Origin of the sequence: Desulfosporosinus acididurans (assembly GCF_001029285.1) — a bacterium.
Classification (GTDB): Bacteria; Bacillota; Desulfitobacteriia; order Desulfitobacteriales; family Desulfitobacteriaceae; genus Desulfosporosinus; species Desulfosporosinus acididurans.
The window spans coordinates 140,999-160,954 of the sequence record NZ_LDZY01000012.1 but is presented as its reverse complement, the minus strand read 5'-3'; the positions used below and the strand labels follow the sequence as shown (position 1 = coordinate 160,954).

18 protein-coding genes are annotated in these 19,956 nt (G+C 44.0%); all 18 read right to left on the bottom strand.

Annotated features, from left to right (window positions below):
• Nucleotides 1-2: 2 nt before the first annotated feature.
• Nucleotides 3-1,247: a D-alanyl-D-alanine carboxypeptidase family protein gene (locus DEAC_RS16735; protein ID WP_047811219.1), complete on the bottom strand. Its 1,245-nt coding sequence runs from the start codon at nt 1,245-1,247 to the stop codon at nt 3-5.
• Between the two features lie 22 nt (nt 1,248-1,269).
• A complete protein-coding gene (locus DEAC_RS16730; RefSeq protein WP_047811218.1) occupies nt 1,270-2,028 on the bottom strand; it encodes a polysaccharide deacetylase family protein in 759 nt (252 codons plus the stop codon).
• Between the two features lie 68 nt (nt 2,029-2,096).
• Entirely contained in the window at nt 2,097-4,250 is a 2,154-nt protein-coding gene (locus DEAC_RS16725; protein ID WP_047811217.1) for a polyribonucleotide nucleotidyltransferase, read from the bottom strand.
• A 196-nt stretch (nt 4,251-4,446) separates the two neighbouring features.
• Nucleotides 4,447-4,713 carry a 30S ribosomal protein S15 gene (gene rpsO, locus DEAC_RS16720; RefSeq protein WP_047811216.1) on the bottom strand — a complete coding sequence of 89 codons (267 nt, stop codon included), beginning with the start codon at nt 4,711-4,713 and terminating at the stop codon, nt 4,447-4,449.
• A 148-nt stretch (nt 4,714-4,861) separates the two neighbouring features.
• Complete coding sequence (locus DEAC_RS16715) at nt 4,862-5,785, bottom strand: bifunctional riboflavin kinase/FAD synthetase (RefSeq protein WP_047811215.1); 924 nt, start codon at nt 5,783-5,785, stop codon at nt 4,862-4,864.
• An 18-nt stretch (nt 5,786-5,803) separates the two neighbouring features.
• A complete protein-coding gene (gene truB, locus DEAC_RS16710) occupies nt 5,804-6,688 on the bottom strand; it encodes a tRNA pseudouridine(55) synthase TruB (protein ID WP_047811214.1) in 885 nt (294 codons plus the stop codon).
• Nucleotides 6,672-7,652: a DHH family phosphoesterase gene (locus DEAC_RS16705; protein ID WP_053006478.1), complete on the bottom strand. Its 981-nt coding sequence runs from the start codon at nt 7,650-7,652 to the stop codon at nt 6,672-6,674. Before DEAC_RS16705 ends, truB begins: the two co-directional genes overlap by 17 nt.
• Nucleotides 7,645-8,019: a 30S ribosome-binding factor RbfA gene (gene rbfA / locus DEAC_RS16700; protein ID WP_047811212.1), complete on the bottom strand. Its 375-nt coding sequence runs from the start codon at nt 8,017-8,019 to the stop codon at nt 7,645-7,647. Before rbfA ends, DEAC_RS16705 begins: the two co-directional genes overlap by 8 nt.
• Before the next feature lie 20 nt (nt 8,020-8,039).
• Entirely contained in the window at nt 8,040-10,781 is a 2,742-nt protein-coding gene (gene infB / locus DEAC_RS16695; RefSeq protein WP_047811211.1) for a translation initiation factor IF-2, read from the bottom strand.
• Nucleotides 10,782-10,825: 44 nt separating this feature from the next.
• Nucleotides 10,826-11,122 carry a L7Ae/L30e/S12e/Gadd45 family ribosomal protein gene (locus tag DEAC_RS16690; RefSeq protein WP_047811210.1) on the bottom strand — a complete coding sequence of 99 codons (297 nt, stop codon included), beginning with the start codon at nt 11,120-11,122 and terminating at the stop codon, nt 10,826-10,828.
• Complete coding sequence (gene rnpM / locus DEAC_RS16685) at nt 11,119-11,382, bottom strand: RNase P modulator RnpM (protein WP_047811209.1); 264 nt, start codon at nt 11,380-11,382, stop codon at nt 11,119-11,121. Before rnpM ends, DEAC_RS16690 begins: the two co-directional genes overlap by 4 nt.
• Before the next feature lie 21 nt (nt 11,383-11,403).
• Nucleotides 11,404-12,735, bottom strand: a complete 1,332-nt coding sequence (nusA, locus tag DEAC_RS16680) for a transcription termination factor NusA (RefSeq protein ID WP_047811208.1) — start codon at nt 12,733-12,735, stop codon at nt 11,404-11,406.
• A gap of 39 nt (nt 12,736-12,774) precedes the next feature.
• Nucleotides 12,775-13,233, bottom strand: coding sequence for a ribosome maturation factor RimP (locus DEAC_RS16675; protein ID WP_047811207.1), 459 nt, complete (start codon nt 13,231-13,233; stop codon nt 12,775-12,777).
• A 347-nt stretch (nt 13,234-13,580) separates the two neighbouring features.
• Complete coding sequence (locus DEAC_RS16670) at nt 13,581-15,305, bottom strand: proline--tRNA ligase (protein ID WP_047811206.1); 1,725 nt, start codon at nt 15,303-15,305, stop codon at nt 13,581-13,583.
• Between the two features lie 47 nt (nt 15,306-15,352).
• Entirely contained in the window at nt 15,353-16,432 is a 1,080-nt protein-coding gene (gene ispG, locus DEAC_RS16665; RefSeq protein WP_047811205.1) for a flavodoxin-dependent (E)-4-hydroxy-3-methylbut-2-enyl-diphosphate synthase, read from the bottom strand.
• 29 nt (nt 16,433-16,461) lie between these two features.
• Nucleotides 16,462-17,532, bottom strand: a complete 1,071-nt coding sequence (gene rseP / locus DEAC_RS16660) for an RIP metalloprotease RseP (RefSeq protein WP_047811204.1) — start codon at nt 17,530-17,532, stop codon at nt 16,462-16,464.
• Between the two features lie 117 nt (nt 17,533-17,649).
• On the bottom strand, nt 17,650-18,789 hold the full coding sequence (locus DEAC_RS16655; RefSeq protein WP_047811243.1) for a 1-deoxy-D-xylulose-5-phosphate reductoisomerase: 1,140 nt from the start codon (nt 18,787-18,789) through the stop codon (nt 17,650-17,652).
• A gap of 55 nt (nt 18,790-18,844) precedes the next feature.
• Nucleotides 18,845-19,948, bottom strand: a complete 1,104-nt coding sequence (ytvI, locus tag DEAC_RS16650) for a sporulation integral membrane protein YtvI (protein WP_047811203.1) — start codon at nt 19,946-19,948, stop codon at nt 18,845-18,847.
• Nucleotides 19,949-19,956: the final 8 nt, after the last annotated feature.

Genomic DNA, 19,956 nt, shown 5'->3' with positions numbered 1-19,956 from the left:
CCCTATTTCCCAAAGGAATAGAAACTTAACAACGAGTGATTCTTAGCAGCGTCACACTCACTTAATAAAGGAACAGTGCCTAGTTTTTGTTTTCCTAACCAAATTTCCCAGCGTCCTAGTCTCTCCCCGGCCTTTAGCGGCGATTCTCCATTCTTTTCCCATACAATATGAGTTTGAAGTTTCAAACGTTCTGTTTTAGTAATACTTACATCTACTGGAGCTTCTGTAAAAACTCGAACCGGATCCTTACTCTTAGTAAACTCCGCAATCGTCTGTCCGGCATTCGCTAAATGTACAATCTCAGTATTGTTAAAACCCCACTCCAATAATTTCTGAGCATCTCCAAAACGATCGGGAGCATGAAGTACAACAACTAAAAGTTGACGTCCGTCTTTAGTCGCCGAAGCAACAAGACATTTTCCTGCTGCTGTGGTCGTTCCAGTTTTAACCCCATCTGCATAGGGATAGTTCCAAAGCAGTTTATTCGTATTGCGCAAATCCATCATCACATCGGGTTCCAGAAAATGAATCTCCGTTTCTTTTTGACGAGTAATTGAGGCGAATTGAGGTATAGATAATCCATGCCGGGCCATCAGGGCAAGATCATAGGCTGTGGAATAATGATCCTTAAGAGGTAATCCGTTAGTATTTCCAAAATGTGTGTTTTGAGCACCTAAAGCCAAAGCTTTCATATTCATTAACTGAACAAATTGCTTCTCGCTTCCGGCGATATTTTCCGCAATCGCCACACAAGCATCATTTCCGGACTTAACCAAGGCCCCGGTAATTAGTTCGTAAAGATTAATTTTCTCACCCGGGTCAAGATGTAAGGTTGCTTCACCAACATTGGCAGCTTTTTGACTAACAGTAACAATTTCATCCGAATTTCCAAGTTCCAAACCTAAAATTGCCGTCATAATTTTAGTAGTACTGGCAGGGGGACGGCGTTTGTTTTCTTGTTTTTCAAAAAGAACGTCCCCTGTTTTAACGTCCATAAGCACCGCTGCATCTGCGCTAACGCTAATTCTGCCAGGTCCCTGTTGGTCGGCAACTGATTTCTTAGGCGCTGCAGACTTCAATGGGCTCGTGCGCTTTACAGGTTGTTTTGGCCGAGCAGCTTTGGCTGATTTTATTGAATTATCAGCTTGACTAGAAGAAGCATAGGCTGGTTCTACCCCATAGGAAGCGAAACATGTGATACAAAGAAAGACGCAGCACCAAGCACGCGTCCACGTTCGACTGATCATCAAACCACCTCGACTTTTAAGTTCATCGTGAGGTAGTATTTCCGATCTGATCAAATGTTATTAGTGCATCGAGTGTTTGGAAGGTAAATCCTTCGCCAGTCAACTGACTCAAAATAATCGGTAAAGCCTTTACTGTATTAAATTTCGGATGCATTAAAACGATGGCACCATTTTTTTTAGGTTTGATGCCAAATCTTACAGCTGGATTAACTACTCTTTGGGCAATGATTCCTGGTGTACTTCCCTCTCGCCAATCCACAGTATCTAAAGTCCACAAAATTGTCTGATACCCTAACAAATCAGCCGCCCGTAATCCTGGCGCTCCCTTTTCTCCATAGGGCGGTGCATAGAAGCGAGTTTTTCTGCCAATAATCCCCTGGATAATACTCTCTGTTTTTTTAATCTCTTCCTGATTTGCTCCAACTGATAAATTATCGGGATGGGGATGGGAATAGCCATGATTTTCAATCTCATGCCCGCGATTTGCTATCTCTTTTAACAATTCCGGGTTTTTTTTAGCCCAGCGGCCCGTTACAAAAAACGTAGCCTTCGCATGGCCTTTGTCTAAAGCGTCTAACATTACCGGAATAAACTCTTCTCCCCAATCAACATTGATTGTGAGGGCCATGACTTTCTGATCCGTATTGATTTGTTCCACAGGCTTAGAAACATGGGAATTGGAAAGCACCATCTTATGCTCAAAGATAATTCCTAGGAACAAGAGAAAGAAAATCCCGCCTAACGAGAGAATTCGTCGCGAGATTTTTAAGTTAATAAACATTCGCGTCCCCCCTTCCATAAATTTATGCTCAGAGGGGAATTAACAGACTGATCATTAAAAAATATTAACTACTTTGATGAACTAACGGAAGGATCCTTTCGAGCACTTGCCATCGCTTCTTTACGGGAAAGATTCAAACGTCCCTGTTTATCAATAGCCGTAGCTTTAACCGTAATTTCATCGCCAACTTTTACGACATCTTCAACCTTTTCGACTCGCTCCTGAGAGAGCTGTGAAATATGCACTAACCCTTCTTTTCCACTAAGTCCAAGGACTCCGGGAATAACCTCTACAAAAGCTCCAAAATCCATGACTCGGGTAACTTTTCCTTGATAGATTTTACCGACTTCGACATCTTGAGTTAGAGCTTGAATAATTTTTAAAGCTTGTTCCCCGCCTTCTCCATCAACAGAAGAGATAAAGACGCGGCCATCATCCTCAATATCAATTTTAACGCCTGTTTCATCAATAATTTTCTTGATAGTTTTTCCTCCTGGTCCAATAACATCACGTATTTTATCCGGATGTATTGAGGTGGTGATAATGCGCGGCGCATAGATTGAGAGTTCCGGTCGAGGATTATCAAGAACAGCCAGCATCTTATCGAGAATAAAGAGTCTGCCGGCTTTAGCCTGAGTGAGCCCTTGGGCAAGAATTTCGCGGGAAACTCCTTTAATTTTTATATCCATTTGCAGGGCTGTAACCCCTTTGCTCGTGCCCGCAACTTTGAAATCCATATCTCCGAAATGATCCTCTAGTCCCTGGATATCTGTAAGAATTGCGAAATTATCGCCTTCCTTAATTAGGCCCATGGCCACGCCGGCAACTGGTGCCGAAATCGGAACACCGGCATCCATCAGGGAAAGCGTGCTTCCACAAACCGAGGCCATTGAACTGGACCCATTGGATTCCAATACTTCCGATACTAAACGTATCGTATAGGGAAAGCCATTTTCATCCGGTAAAACTGGAACAAGCGCTCTTTCCGCCAAGGCTCCATGCCCGATCTCTCTGCGTCCCGGTCCACGCATGGGTCGTGTTTCTCCAACACTGTAGGGCGGAAAGTTATAGTGATGTATGTAACGTTTCGAACGTTCTAATCCTAAACCATCTAAAATTTGTTCATCTCCGGCAGCCCCTAGCGTAGCGACAGTTAATACTTGAGTTTGCCCTCTGGTAAAAAGGCCTGAACCATGAGTACGAGGTAAAATCCCTACCTCAACACTTATCGGACGAACTTCATCAACGGCCCGGCCATCAGGGCGAATATGTTCGTCAGTAATTAATTTGCGGACAATTAAATGAACCATGCCCTCCAAAATTGTTTCTACCGCCTTCAAATCATCGGGGAACTCAGCCTCGAAGAATTTCAGAGCATCGACTTTGACTTCATCAATAGCTCTTTCTCTGGCCTTTTTCTCCTCGACACGAACAGCAGCATCCATTTTAGTATAGGCATAGGCTTTGACTGCCTCAACAATGGTTTCAGGAATTTTATCGTATTGGACGTCCATTTTTTCCTTTGCCAATCCCAACTGGAAAGCATCTTCGCGATACTCTGCAATGAACTTAGCTAGTTTTTTGATTTCAGAATGCCCAAACATAATAGCTTCCAGCATTAACTGTTCTTCAACTTCTTGAGCACCGGCTTCAACCATCATAACCGCTTCTTCTGTTCCGGCTACGGTCAGATGCATCTTACTCTTGCCGCTTTGTTCAATCGTGGGATTAATAATAAATTCCCCATCCACAAGTCCAACTGTAACCGCCGCAACAGGTCCCTCGAAAGGAATATTTGAGACAGCAAGAGCGGCTGATGCGGCATTAATTGCCGTGATATCTGTTGCACAGTCTTGATCAACTGACATGACAGTCGCAACTACTTGAACATCGTTGCGAAACCCTTCAGGAAATAAAGGACGAATGGGACGATCTATTAAACGAGCCGATAAAGTAGCCTTTTCGCTAGCTTTGCCTTCACGTTTAATGAATCCGCCTGGAATCTTACCAGCGGCATACATACGTTCTTCGAATTCAACTGTTAGAGGAAAGAAATCAATCCCTTCCCTCGGCGCTGCACTACATGTTGCAAAAGCAGATACTACCGTATCCCCATAACGAAGGAAAATCGCGCCACCAGCCTGCTTGCCAATTTTCCCGGTTTGGAAAGTCATCGTTCGTCCGCCGACGGAGATAGACTTTTCAAATACTTCCTGTTTCACAATGGAACCTCCTTAAAACTTTCAATCCTTCTTTTTAACTTGTTTCCTCTTCGACATATTATTATTATTTCCTGCAATTTGTAAAAAAAACTCTCTGCTTAAGAATATCTCTGAAATATAAGCAAATATGAGGAAAGACTTTTAAAAACGTTAAAAGAAGTGGATCATATGACCCACTTCTATAGTGCTATCTTTATTATTTTCTCAAACCAAGGGCGGTAATAATATTACGATAACGGTCAAAATCAACTTTCTTCAGATAATTTAACAACGAACGTCGGGAACCGACCATTTTTAAAAGTCCACGCCGCGAATGATGGTCTTTTTTGTGAGTTTTAAAATGTTCCGTTAAATAGGTAATACGTTCCGTAAGGAGAGCAATCTGGACTTCCGGGGAACCAGTATCTCCTTCGTGTTGAGCATACTTAACTATAATCTCTTGTTTCTTTTCAGGTGTCATCATGTTAATTTCCTCCAGTAATCAATATTCCCTGCTGCCCAGCACACCGTCGGAGCTTCGATAAGCCGAGTCAACGGGTCCCATAGGTTCTATGATAGTATACATGGTTCTTGGGCTTTTGTAAAGTTCCAGGCCTGCTTTGAGACCTTCTTTACAGCAATCCCTTAAGAAGACTCTGTGCTTTTATTTTATCGGTTTTCAATTGAAGAAGAAGTTCGTTAATTCCATCAAATTTTTTCTCGTCACGCAACCGTTCCTCAATATGAATTGTTAATTCTTGACCGTATAAGTCTCCGTTAAAATCAAAGAAATTCACTTCAACACTCGTCCCATACATATCATGAAACGTTGGCTTCATACCAATATTCATCATACCAGCTGCAAAGGCACCATTGATATTTGCCCAAACGGCATAGACACCTCGTTTGGGAATTAGTATATCCTCATTTGACCGAAGGTTTGCTGTCGGGTAACCTAGTAATCGTCCACGTTCTTCCCCATGAATCACTGTTCCGCTTAAGCTGGGAGATCGGCCTAAGAGGGCGCTCGCCAAAGCAATATCTCCTTGCAGCAAAGCTTTACGGATACTGCTCGAAGAAATAACCCTTCCTTCAAGCATCTGTGCTTGAAGAACACTGACTCCAAATCCATATTGCTTGCCCAATAACTGAATTAGTTCTGGACTTCCCTTACCATGAGCACCAAACGAATAGTTAAAGCCCACAACAACGCGAACTACCCCCAGGGGCATAAGAATCCTGACGACAAAGTCTTCCGGTGTAGTATTGGCCATCTCACGAGTGAAAGGAATAAGAAATACTGTGTTTACCCCAATCTCCTCAAAATATTTCAATCGTTCTTGATTCGTCGTGAGTAACTGAATTCCTCGTTCAGGCTGCAGAACTTTCAATGGATGGGGCTCAAAGAGCAAAACACTAAGACCTACTCCCAAACGTTCAGCTTGTCTCAATCCATGCTCAAGCAAACGACGATGTCCAAGGTGCACTCCATCAAAATTTCCTAATGCCAATACACAAGGCTCTTTATTGGTTGGCATATTTGTTTGAACTTGCACGGATTTTGACCTCCTAAATCATCCAATAACCTTATAGGGAAAAAGAGAATTTTCACGCCACACTCCAATTCCAATTAACAACTCTCCCTCAAGAACTTGAACCTGAGAGTTTGAAATAGGTTCTGAGGTCCTGACTAGTTCTCTCTTTGTTGATAACCCATTGCGAAACGCATTAGCCCGAGCAGCTGATAAGTAGACCTTGGGCAGGTCAATACCGGCTGTTAAAGGCAAAAGAAAGGGAGCCAGTGATGTTTGAACAGTCTCATCGATCTCTTCCAGAGTCCAGCTGTCTTGAATTTCGAAAGGGCCGGACCGAATCCGAAGCAAGTACGACATATAAGCCCCACAGCCTAAGTCCTCACCTAAGTCATAACACAATGTTCGAATATAGGTCCCTTTGGAACATTCGATATATAAAATTGCTCTTGGAAATTCTTCATCATACCATTTCTTAAGCTCGATCTTATAAAGAGTTACCTCACGCGGCTCTCGTTCTATAGAAATTCCTTGCCGAGCATATTCATATAAACGCTTACCATCTTTGTGTACCGCTGAGAACATGGGAGGAATTTGCGAAATTTTGCCTGTGAATTTCCTTAACTCTCTCTCAACTTCAGCTCGTTTAAGAAAAGGCTGTTTCTCAAAGACCGTTTTCCCAAAAGAGTCTTGGGTATCGGTTTTAATTCCAAAGGTGACCTCAGCAAGATATGCCTTTCCCTGCTCAGTAATATATTCAGCAAGACGAGTTCCTTTTCCTACACAAATGGGCAAAACTCCGACAACTCCAGGATCCAAAGTGCCGGTGTGACCAACTTTTTTAGTCTTCAGTGTTCTGCGCATCCAAGCAACAACATCCGCAGAGGTCATTCCCGGCGGTTTTAGGACGTTAACGATGCCGTCCAAGGATTAACCCCTCCTCAATGACACTAATGACCTGTTGCTTTGCCTCAATGAGCGAAACCTTGAATGTACAACCAGCTGCCCGCTTATGTCCACCGCCGCCAAATTGTGATGCAGCCTTATTGACATCAAACCACACGTTGGAGCGAAAACCGCTCTTAATCTCTTGTGCCCCCACTTCTTTGAGCAAAACGGCTACCTCTACCCCTTTAATGCTCCGTGCATGATTAACCAATCCCTCACTAAGTTCCTGGTCTGCTCCGCTTTGCCGAAAATTCTCAAGAGTTAAGGTCATAACTGCCAACTGTCCATCAGCGTAAAGCTCCAGACTATTTAAGGCTGCTTGCAAGAGCTTAACCTGAGCAAGTGGTTTCTGGTCAAATAACTGATAATGGATGCTTGCTAAATCCAATCCTGTCTCAATAAGTTCTGCGGTTAGACGATGAGTGTGCGCTGTTGTATTGCTATATTGAAAACATCCTGAATCAGTAACAATACCTGTATAGAGATTTGTCGCTATTTCTCGATTAAGAGCAATCCCCAATTGTTTAAGCAAAGTTAGACAAATTTCAGCACAAGCGCTCGCCTGATCATTAATCCAATTATAATGCCCAAACTTTTGATTAGAAATATGATGATCAATATTGATAATAATACTATCACCAAAATAATCTGAAGTTAATGATACACGTCTTAGGTCCGTACAGTCCACAAAGACTAAAACTTGTGGCCTCGGATCCGGCAAAGTTTGCCGAATACGGTCAGAACCTGGCAAAAAAGCTAAAGCCATCGGTACGCGGTCCGGATTAAAGAACGTTACCTTTTTGCCCATTGTTTCGAGGGCAAGTCCAAGAGCCAACATAGATCCTAAGCAATCGCCATCCGGCGAGACATGGGAGAAAAGCGCCACCGATGGCGCTTTTCTCAGAACTTCTAGTATTTCTTCGGTTAATAGACGTTCACTCATGCGATTCATCCTCGTCTGCAGTATCCGCTGCACCAACGTCGCGCAGCAACTTAGCAATATGGGCGCCATGCTGGATCGATGGATCATTGACGAAAACTATGGCTGGTGCATGTCGCAAACGAATTCGTTTCCCAATTTCACTTCTGATAAAACCGGCCGCTCTATTAAGGGCATCTAAAGATGCTTTAGTCTCCTCCTCATTGCCCATAACACTGACATAGACTTTAGCATGAGCTAAATCATTAGCCACATCCACACTTGTTACTGTGACAAAGCCTATTCGAGGATCTTTGAGTTCAACTAAAATCATTTGAGATATTTCTTCTTTCAGAGTTTCAGCCAAACGGTTAGGTCGATGTTTTGACATAGATATCCCTCCTGGGATTACTATAATGTTCTTTTTTCCTCTTCAAGAGCAAATGCTTCAAGGATATCTCCTTCTTTAATGTCATTATATTTTTCGATTCCAATTCCACATTCAAAGCTCTCTAAGACCTCTTTGACATCATCTTTGAAGCGTCGCAGAGATTCCATTTCTCCTTCATGAATCACAATGCCATCCCTGATAACGCGTACCTTTGCCGAACGAAGAATTTTTCCCTCTGTTACCATACAACCGGCAACAGTTCCTGCTTTGGGAACTTTGAAAACTTGGCGAACTTCAGCTTTACCAAGAACAACTTCCTTAAAGGTTGGATCCAGGAGACCAGTCATAGCAGCCTTAACATCTTCAATGGCATCATAGATGACTCTGTAAAACCGCAAATCAACACCTTCAAGATCTGCTGTAGCTTTCATATTGGAATCTGCCCGAACATTAAAGCCAATGATAATCGCGTTGGAGGCAGAGGCTAACATTATGTCATTTTCATTAATTGCACCGACACCGCCATGAATAGGATTTACGCGGACTTCATCCGTTGAAAGCCTCAATAGGGATTGTCTAAGGGCTTCTACAGAACCTTGAACATCGGCCTTAATGATGATATTGAGCTCTTTAATTTCTCCTTCTTTGATCTTATCAAAGAGGTCCTCCAAACTGACTTTTACGACAGTACGCTTTGACTCTTCAACCTTTCTTACTGCAGTCCGTGCCGAGGTAATTTGACGCGCTAATTTTTCATCAGCTACCACAGCAAAAGGTTCTCCGGCTTCAGGTACTTCTGACAGGCCCTGTATTTCGACAGGCATGGACGGACCAGCCTTTTTAACACGTCGGCCCTTGTCATCGACCATAGCTCTAATTCGGCCAAAGGCACAGCCTGCAACAGCAACATCCCCAACATTGAGTGTTCCCTTGGAGACAAGTACTGTGGCTATAGGTCCCTTCCCTTTATCCAGCTCAGCTTCGATGACGGTTCCTGCTGCCAGTCGGTTAGGATTGGCCTTAAGGTCACGAACTTCTGCAACAAGGAGTATCATTTCCAAAAGCTGCTCAATATTAACCTTTGATTTGGCCGATACGGGAACAGCAATCGTGTCTCCGCCCCATTCTTCGACCACTAATCCGTATTCGGTTAATTCTTGCTTAACTCTTTCGGGGGTAGCATTTTCCTTATCGATTTTATTAATAGCCACAATAATCGGGACTTCTGCGGCCTTGGCATGATTAATGGCTTCAACTGTTTGAGGCATAACTCCGTCATCAGCAGCAACCACAAGTACCGCTATATCTGTTACTTGAGCACCGCGTGCCCGCATTGCCGTAAAGGCCTCGTGACCTGGTGTATCTAAAAAGGTAATTTTCTGGCCCTTGATTTCTACCTGATAGGCACCGATATGCTGGGTAATTCCTCCAGCTTCGGAAGAAGTAACATTTGTAGTACGAATTGCATCCAACAGAGAGGTTTTTCCATGGTCAACATGTCCCATTACTGTAACAACCGGCGGGCGGAGAGTAAGATCTTTCGGGTCATCTTCTATCTCTTCAATAACAGCTAACGATTTTTCTGCCTTTACCTCAACAGTGACGCCCATTTCATTAGCAAGAATGGTTGCTGTTTCCGAATCCAGTTCTTGATTTATGGTTGCCATAACTCCTAAATTCATAAGATGTTTTATGAGTTCTCCGGCTTTGCGGCTCATTTTAATAGCTAAATCTTGAACAGAGATTGATTCCTGAATGACAATGTGTTTCGGAGTAGTATCTTTAACTTCTTTCTTGGGCTGTTTTTGAACGCGCCTATGGGGCGCGCGGAGCACACTTTCTCGTTCTTTTTCCATTTCTCGTTTTCGTTCATAAGCTTTATCTTGCGCTTTTTTACTGGCAGGTGATTGTCGTTTCACTTGCTCCGTAATTACCGGAGTTGCTGGGATACCCGCCCCAGCGCGGGCAGATGAAGAACGCGGGCCTTGGGATTGTCCCTGGTAACCCTGTCTCGGGCCTTGGGATTGTCCCTGATAACCTTGTCTCGGGCCTTGGGATTGTCCCTGATAACCTTGTCTCGGGCCTTGGGATTGTCCCTGATAACCTTGTCTCGGGCCTTGGGATTGTCCCTGGTAACCTTGTCTCGGGCCTTGGGATTGTCCCTGGTAACCTTGTCTCGGGCCTTGGGATTGTCCCTGGTAACCTTGTCTCGGGCCTTGGGATTGTCCCTGGTAACCTTGTCTCGGACCTTGAGATTGTCCCTGGTAACCTTGTCTCGGGCCTTGGGGCTGTCCTTGATAACTGGGGCGTGGTCCTGATGGTTGTCCTTGATAGCCTTGTCTCGGGCCTTGGGATTGCCCTTGGCCATGATATCCTGGGCGTGGGCTTTGAGTACCCGTGCGGGGTCCTTGAGACGGTCCTTGGGCATTAGGACGCGGACCTTGGTTATGGACTTGATTTGAACGAGAACCTTGCGGTTGTCCTTGATAAGCGGGACGCGGCATTGAAGTCCGCCCTTCCGCAGTCCGATCTTCTTGACCGATTTCAGATGTTTTTGTTTTTATTTCCTCAGAATTTTTACGTTCAGAATGATCCAAATTTATCTCCTTTCCCTTCAGTTGATCCCTTAAACGATCAGCATCTTTTTGATCGACAGTACTTAAATGATTTTTAACATCCGTTCCTAAAGCTAAGAGTCTTGTAATCACTTCTTTACTGCTAAAGTTTAATTCCTTTGCTAATTCATGAACACGAATACTCATTTAACCACCCCCACATATTCGGCTCCCCCATTACGCTCCAAGCATCAGCTCCTTGCTAGTGAAATAGCTTTTGCAAACCCCTGATCTAATATAAGAACTGCTGAACGCGGCGAAAGTCCTATTGAATGCCCTAACTCGTGCTTAGTTCCAGTGACAACCACTGGAAGTTTTAAATCTTTTGCCCATTGATCGAATTTTTTATAAGCCCCTGGTGCATCTTCGGCCAAGATAAGGCAATATCCCTTCTTTTTTTTTAATAATGCCTCAACTTGTGCTTCCCCGGAGGCTATTTTGCCTGCTCGGCGTGCGAGTCCCATCAAGGCCTGGATTCGTGAATTCACGGAGAAATCTTCCCTTCTAAATCTGCCAATACCTTAGGATCAATATCCACTTCAAAGGCTTTTCTGAACCGATGCTCACGAACTGCCGTTCTAAAGCAAGTCAAGTCAGAGCAAATGTATGCTCCACGTCCATTCCTCTTCCCCGTTGAATCGAGTTCAACAGTTCCTTCCGGAGTTCTAACGATTCTCAGAAGCTCTTTTTTAGGTTTCATTTGTTGACAACCCAAACACATCCGCATGGGAATTTTCCGTGTATTCATACCTTCACCCGCTCTCTTTCATTATTTCTTATCAGAATTAATGGTTTCGTTCAAATCGTCCTCAGACACCCAATCCAAGATATCATCCATGTCTTGATCGGATAGTTGTTTAATCGATTCCTCGTTATATTCGTCAGAGTTTTGATATTTGTTAGTGTCATCATTGTCTAAAGCCGACTCATCTTCAACATATTCCTGCTCGTTATCCTGATTTTGATCTATATCTGCAAATTCATCATATTCCATATACTCTTCATATTCGCCGTAGTCCTCAAAATTTTCGTATCCATCCTCTGGATTTTCCGAAACAAGGTTTAAAGCAACTGCTTGAGATTCGCTTTTGATATCGATCTTCCATCCAGTTAGTTTAGCGGCTAAGCGGGCATTTTGCCCTTCCTTGCCAATAGCAAGAGATAACTGATAGTCGGGAACAACAACGACAGCTACTTTCTCATTAGTTTTCGGATAGACTCCCACAACCTTAGCCGGCGAAAGGGCATTGGCGACAAATTCGTGAGGGTCGGTGGAAAAATTAACGATGTCAATTTTTTCCCCTTTTAACTCCGTGACGATGGTCTGAACTCTCGTTCCTTTCGGGCCAACACAAGCTCCGACCGGATCGACATTAGAATCCCGCGAATAGACCGCAATTTTGGAGCGGGCGCCAGCCTCTCGGGAAACGCCTTTTATTTCCACAACTCCATCGTGAATCTCCGGTACCTCCAATTCAAATAATCGCTTTATCAGACCCGGATGAGTCCGTGACAGCATAATTTGGGGACCTTTCGTGGTTTTTTTTACTTCCACAACATAGGTTTTAATTCGCTCAAAGGATTGGTAAACCTCACCAGGAATTTGTTCTTGAGCCGGCAATACCGCCTCGACTTTACCTAAGTCAACGATAACATTCTTCTGTTCATACCGCTGCACAACACCAGTAACAATATCGCCTTCCCGATTAACATACTCATCATAAATCATACCTCGTTCAGCTTCTCTGATACGCTGAACGACAACCTGTTTGGCTGTTTGAGCCGCAATTCGTCCAAAATCCCGAGGCGTTACTTCATACTCGACGATATCTTCAAGCTGATAGCTGGGATTAAGTTTTCGAGCATCTTCTAAACTGACTTGAGTACGCGAATCTTCAACATTTTCCACGATCGTTTTGCGAGCGAATACTTTAAACTCTCCCGTCATGCGGTCGATAAGAACTCGTACGTTTTGTAAAGACCCGAAATTCTTCTTGTAAGCGGAAATTAGTGCAGCTTCAATAGCCTCAAATAAAATCTCAGCAGAAATCCCCCGCCCTTTTTCCAATTCATGAAGAGCCTCGATGAAGTCCATATTCATTTTTCCTTGTTCCTCCTTATTCTATTGTCCCTAACTAATCTAAAAATCTAATGCTAGGTGAGTATTCTTCGTCAAGGCACGTGGAATCGAAATCCGATTATTTTCATGCTCTAAAACAATTTCGCCGTCTATGAGGCCCACCAAATTACCGGTAAATTCATTGTATCCTTGAACCAGCGACGTCGTATGTACTGTAACTAACCTTCCCTGGAACCGGATAAAATCCTCGTCTTTTTTTAGAGGTCGTTCTAAACCGGGAGAAGAAACTTCTAACATATACGCCTGAGGAATTGGGTTTTTCTCGTCAAGCATATCACTCACGGCGTGACTCATCTCCGCACAATCGTCCATATCCACGCCCCCCTCCTTATCAATAAAGAGACGCAAATACCAGTGTGCACCTTCTTTTATGTACTCAACATCGACTAATTCAAGCCCTTTTTCTTTAGCATATGGCTCAACCAGCAATGCGATTTGTTGTTCCAAAGAATCATTCATAATTAAGCGCCCCTTTATCAATTTAACTAAGGAGAAAAGAAGGTTCCCAGTATATTCTAACGAAGATGTTCTCGAGTTATACTCAGCCCGAATTTATCCAGTCGCAAAACTCCCACTTCTACAAGTGAGAGTGGTTCCCATACCTTGCTTCGGTGGGGGTAGAGTTCATCCTTCAGCGCGATAGCATTTTTTAAAAGTTGATACTTTCCGATAGGGAACAAACGAAGGAGCGGGCTACTACCCACTCCTTTCCAACAATCACTACAAATTCCTTATACTAATATAGCATATCCATCCAACATGTGCAACCTTAGAACCATGGTCTTTTGCTCCCCCTCAAGGGACGATCAAAAGGACATGCCTTTTTCAATAATAGCTTTGACCTGCCCAGCAGTATCATTTAGAGAAACCAGGCGTGTATCTCCACCTTTTCGTTCTTTAAGCTCAACTTGTCCATTGGCTAGTGTCTTACTTCCGATGGTAATACGTAAGGGATAGCCAACCAAATCTGCATCTTTGAACTTAACACCCGCTCGTTCATCCCGATCATCTAAAATAACTTCAACTCCCAAGCTTTGAAGTTCCTGATAGAGTTTTTCAGCAGCTTCAACCACTTGAGTATCTTTCGTGCTTACCGGTACAAGAATGCAATGATAAGGTGCAATCGGTATTGGCCAAATGATCCCCGATTCATCATAATTCTGCTCAATCGCTGATGCCATTGTCCGACTCACACCAACTCCATAACATCCCATGACACAGGGCTTTTCCACACCGTTTTCATCTAAGAAAGTTGCCCCCAAAGCTTTACTGTACTTGGTCCCAAGTTTAAAGACTTGACCAACTTCAATGCCCCGAGCCTCTTTGAGAGAAGCTCTGCAATTCGGGCATGCTTCTCCTGGAACAATAGTCCTTAAATCATGAATCTGATCAATCCGCAGTTCTGTTTTCAGATTGATACCGACAAGATGATAATCATCCTTATTGGCACCACAAACAGCATATTCCATTAATGAGACCTCTTGATCAGCAATAACCAATAAACTTGGCGGTACCTCAACAGGGCCTACGGAACCTGGGGCACATCCCAATAGTTTCTTCACAGTCTCTGGCGAAGCGAGTTGGAGAGAAATAAACCCGCCTAAGGCGTTATTTATCTTGATCTCATTGGCCTCCCGGTCTCCGCGAACGAGTACGAGGAAGAGTTTGTCATCCCCTTGATAAAGCAGGGACTTAATAAAGCTGGTTGCCGGAATTTTTAAGAAATCTGAGGCTTCGTCAATTGTTTTTACCTTAGGTGTGTGCACCAATTGACGTTCTCCTTTTTCTGCTTTTGCTTCTACAGGCTGAGGCCGGCATTCTGCTTTTTCGACATTTGCCGCATAGTTACAATCTGGGCAATAAACAACAGAGTTCTCGCCCGAATCAGCCAACACCATAAATTCATGGGTACCGCCTGTACCACCAATCGCTCCCGCATCGGCCTCAACGGGGCGGTAGGCTAAACCACAGCGAGAAAAAATCCGGCAGTAGGCATCGTACATTTTCTGATAACTAACATCAAGTCCTGCTTCATCGCGATCAAAGGAATATAAGTCTTTCATAATAAATTCCCGTCCGCGCATTAAACCAAAGCGTGGACGGCGTTCATCCCGATATTTATTTTGAATCTGGTAGAGAAGAATTGGCAGTTGTTTATAAGAGCGAATTTCTCCCCGGATTAAATCAGTAATAATTTCTTCATGAGTCGGCCCCAGACAGAACTCTCTCTGGTGGCGGTCTTTTAAGCGAAACATTTCTTCTCCATATACATCCCAGCGTCCGCTTTCCTGCCATAATTCCGCAGGCTGCATAATTGGCATCAATACTTCTTGCCCGCCTTTACTATCCATTTCTTGACGAACTATGGCTTCAATCTTTTTTAAGACTCGTAAACCCAGAGGCAAATAGGTATATACTCCCGCAGCAGATTTGCGTATTAAGCCGGCTCGAAGCATCAATTGATGACTAATAATTTCCGCTTCAGCAGGTACCTCACGCAGAGTTGGATTTAATAATTGACTAACGCGCATTTATAGCCATTCCTTTCCTTTATGTAACAGTAAGAGGAATCCCGAGTTCACTGTTTTTTGTGAGCTGAGACGTAGTTTTCAATTTCCTCAAGTAACGCCGGCAACAGCTCCTCTTCGCTAAGACTGGCGACAATTTCTCCCTTACGGAATAAGAGTCCTTTTCCCTTGCCTCCGGCGATTCCAAAATCAGCATCTCGGGCTTCACCGGGGCCGTTAACCGCACAGCCCATAACGGCAACTTTCAAAGGTTTATCTAAGGAGGGGAGCTGGGAAAGCCGTTCCTCCACTTTTTCAGCCAAGGCCGCCAGATCAACTTGAGTTCGTCCACAAGTTGGACAACTGATTAAATCAATGCTCCGTTGTCTTAACCCAAGAACATGCAATATCTCAAGCGCGACAGGAATCTCGTGCACAGGATCACCAGTTAAGGATACTCGAATGGTATCTCCGATTCCTTCAGCAAGTAACGTACCAATGCCAACCGCTGATCTGACAACACCAGAACGAACTGTTCCTGCCTCAGTGACACCTAAATGCAAGGGGTAATCGACATATTCTGATATTTGTCGATAAGCTTGCAGCATTATGGGAACAGAAGAGGCTTTCAAGGAAACCTTAATCTTATCATAACCTTCGTCTTCCAAGAGCCGTATATGTCTAAGAGCACTTTCCACCATCCCGGCAGCCGTTGGCTCCCCATATTTTTCTAAAATTTCTTTTTCTAATGATCCCCCATTGACCCCGATACGAATAGGAATCTGCCGTTCTTTTGCCGCCTTCACAACTTCTTGAACTTTCCAGCGAGCACCGATATTTCCCGGATTGAGGCGCAAACCGTGGATCCCCTGCTCAAGAGCACGAATGGCCAGGCGATAATCAAAATGAATGTCGGCAATAGTCGGGAGAGGACTTGCAAGGACAATAGCATTCAAAGCCTCCGCCGCATCCATGTCCAAAACCGCCAGTCGTACAATTTCGCACCCGGCTTGAGCCAAGTTATTGATCTGCAGCAGTGTATTCTCCACATCACGTGTATCCGTATTAGTCATAGACTGAACAACGACAGGAGCTCCCCCGCCAATAACTACAGAGCCTATCTGCACCGGTTTAGTTTTTTTTCTTTGCAAAACATATAACCTCCAGATTCTCCCTTCGTCTAACCGGCCTTAACAAAAAGGCGCACCACATCTTTGTAAGTAACAGCAATCATTAGGGCCATGAGTAAAACAAACCCTACCAGATGAATCATATTTTCTTTTTCCGGGTTTAAGGGTTTCCCTCGTAATCCTTCAAACAGCAAGAAAACAAGTCGGCTTCCATCCAACGCCGGAATAGGAAACAAGTTAATAAGACCTAATTGAATGCTTAATACCCCAGTTAAGCCAAGCAAATTGGACAGTCCTTCATGAGCGCCTTCTCCGATTGCTTGGGCAATCATTACAGGGCCGCCCACCTCAGCTGGAATTTTGCCCGTAATCATTTGGGTTAAGGTCACGACAATGAACTTAGTAAAGTCTAAGGTGCGTTGGAATCCGAATCCCGTAGACTGAAGAATCGACGCATGCATATAAACAACTTCCGGTGCAATTCCAATCATCCCATACCCTGTTTGGGCATCTTTCTCAGTCTTGACCGATACAACATGAGTCTTATTTCCCTTGGCACTTTCGATGGTAAGGGCGAGTTGTTGATTCGGTTTGCCGTGAATAACTTCAGTAAGACGATTCCAATCGGGTGTAGATTCTTGGTTTACTGCCAGAATTTTATCTCCCGGCTGTATCCCTGCGGCTGCTGCAGGTTTTCCGCTGACAAGAGAACCAATAGCGTTGCTGTTGCTCTGAGTTGGCACTCCCAAATAGGCGAAAACACCAACAAACAAGACAATCGCTAAAACAAAGTTCATGAGCGGACCCGCAGCAATAACCGCCATCCGCTGCCAGACCGGCTTGTTCATAAAGCTTTGCTCATCATCAACAGGAGCTATGATTGTTCTCCCTTGTTCATCGATTTCCGCGTCCATACCGTGAAGTTTTACAAATCCACCCAGAGGTATAAGCCTCCAAGCATAAAGAGTTTCCTTCCCTTGATACCCAATAATTTTAGGACCAAAGCCAAAACTAAACTCTATAACCCTTACACCGATTAATTTAGCAACCATATAATGACCAAACTCATGAATCATGACCATACTTCCAAAAACGAAAATAATGGCGAGCGCTGTAGTCACATTTAACCCTCCTTTATCTCGACATTCAAAAACCTTCGACCATCTATGATAGAACACTTAGTTGAAGTTTTTTGAGTTCACAGTCATGAAACGTTACAATGTTTTTTGAAGCAACTCCTAAAGGAGTTCTAAGGTACGACCTCGTGCCCATGTGTCTGCATCGAGTATACTTCCCAATTCCGGATGATCTAAAACATGATGTTCAGAACAAACCCTTTCCACAATTTCATAAATTTTAAGATAGCTAAGTTTATTTTGCAGAAAAGCCGATACGGCAACTTCATTTGCCGCATTCATAACTGCAGGAAGCGTTCCGCCTCTTCGTCCTGCCCTATAGGCTAAAGCTAAAGCCGGAAAGCCTTCCAAATCAGGCTCGAAAAACGCAAGGGTCTTTCCCCTTAGATCGAGTCGCTCAAAGGGATTTTTCCAGCGTGTCGGATAACTTAAAGCATATTGAATTGGCAAGCGCATATCCGCTTTTCCTAATTGGGCAAGAACAGAGCCATCACGATATTGCACCATAGAATGAACAACACTTTGCGGATGGATGAGAACTTCAATGTGGTCATAATCGACAGCAAATAAATGATGAGCCTCTATGACCTCGAGTCCCTTATTCATCATTGTAGCAGAATCGATGGTAATCTTTGCTCCCATTGACCAGTTTGGATGACGCAAGGCTTTTTCAAGGGTGACATTCGCCAGCTCCTGCTTGGACCAGCCAAAAAATGGGCCTCCTGAGGCAGTCAAAATTATAGTTTCAAGGGTTTCAGGATTCTCTTCAAGACACTGGAAAACAGCCGAATGTTCGCTGTCGACTGGAATAATCGGGCAATTCATGGCTTTTGCTTTCGCCATAACCAACTCTCCACCGGCAACCAACGTTTCCTTATTAGCCAAAGCGATTGCCTTTCCGGCTTCAAGAGCCGAAAGGGTCGGTTCCAGCCCAATACGCCCGGAAAGCGCAGTAACGACGGTATCCACTTCTTGGGCAACTACCGAGTTTATCATACCATCCATGCCCTGCATGACTCTTATCGATGTATCCGACAATCGTTCCCGAAGTTCGCGAGCCGCATCTTCATCCATCATAACTACAACAGCCGGGTGAACAGAACGGGCCTGCTCTTCTATTAGTTTCACATTTTTATCAGCCGCCAAAGCATGAACCTTTAGCTGACCTTCTGAATGGTGAACAACGTCCAAGGTTTGACGTCCGATTGAGCCTGTTGAGCCTAAGATGGTTAGCGTTTTCAACTCAAACATCATCTTCTTCCTTTTAATAACTGGTTTAAGTGACCCTCCTGAACCTTTAATCCCTACGTCCAAAAATTCCAACTTTACGTAATGCCTCATAACTAATGACGATACCCGGACCGACCAAAATTCCAACAAATCCCAAAAGCTCAAGGCCGACATACATAGATATCAATGTAGGCAGAGGGTGCAGTCCAATTCCCTGAGACATAATTTTAGGCTCCAGAAACTGCCGTACCACAACCGTAACAACCCACATAATCAGGACCTTAAGAGCTACACCGAAAGAGCCCAGAATTAACAAGCCGATAATCCAGGGGCCGAATAAGAGACCCGTTCCTACAATGGGAACGGCGTCTAATAATCCTGCAAACACACCTAAGGTAACTGCATACCTGTTCCCAATAATCAGAAGGCCGATAATCGTTGAAAATGCCGTAACCGACATCAGAATAGCCAAAGCCCGAATATAGCCGACAACCGCAGCCCCTAAATCCTGACTAACTGCCTGTGCGCTGACATGCCAGCGGCGCGGAAAAAGGTTTGAGATAAACTGCCGAACATTAGGATAGCTAGAACTCATCATTAACGTTCCCACGAGGGAGACAACCATAACAATGAAGACACGAGGTAAAGCAGTAAGAAAGCCAAGCAAGAATAAGCTCCCGGATTTTGCCCATTCTTGAAGCATTCTTGCAAGGCTCTCGGTAGATGTGGTCAAAGTACTTTGGATCTGAGGATTAACAGTAACATACTTTTCGATGGTATCAATTTGATGAGTCACCAAATCCACCAAATAACCATAATTAGGTAGAGTAACCGCTAATTCGGATAGCTCAGTGTAGAGTCGGGCAACAATTAAAAAGACAAAAAGACTGAGAACAGCAATGGCTAGAATTAACGTAAGAATCGCAGCGAAGGGCCGTCGTATATGAATGATGTGCATAATTCTGACGACCAAGGGTTCGAGTAAAAAAGCAAGAATAAGCGCTATGATAAAAGGTAAAAATGCACCAAAGGCCTTCCCTAAAACGTCGCCAAAGACCGGCAAAAATACTTGAAAAAAATAGGTAAAAATCTTCAAGAGGACTAGAATACTCGTTACCAGAGCAAGTCTATTAAGATTAGTCCACAAAGGATGCTTTTGGTCTATGCTCATAACTCTCA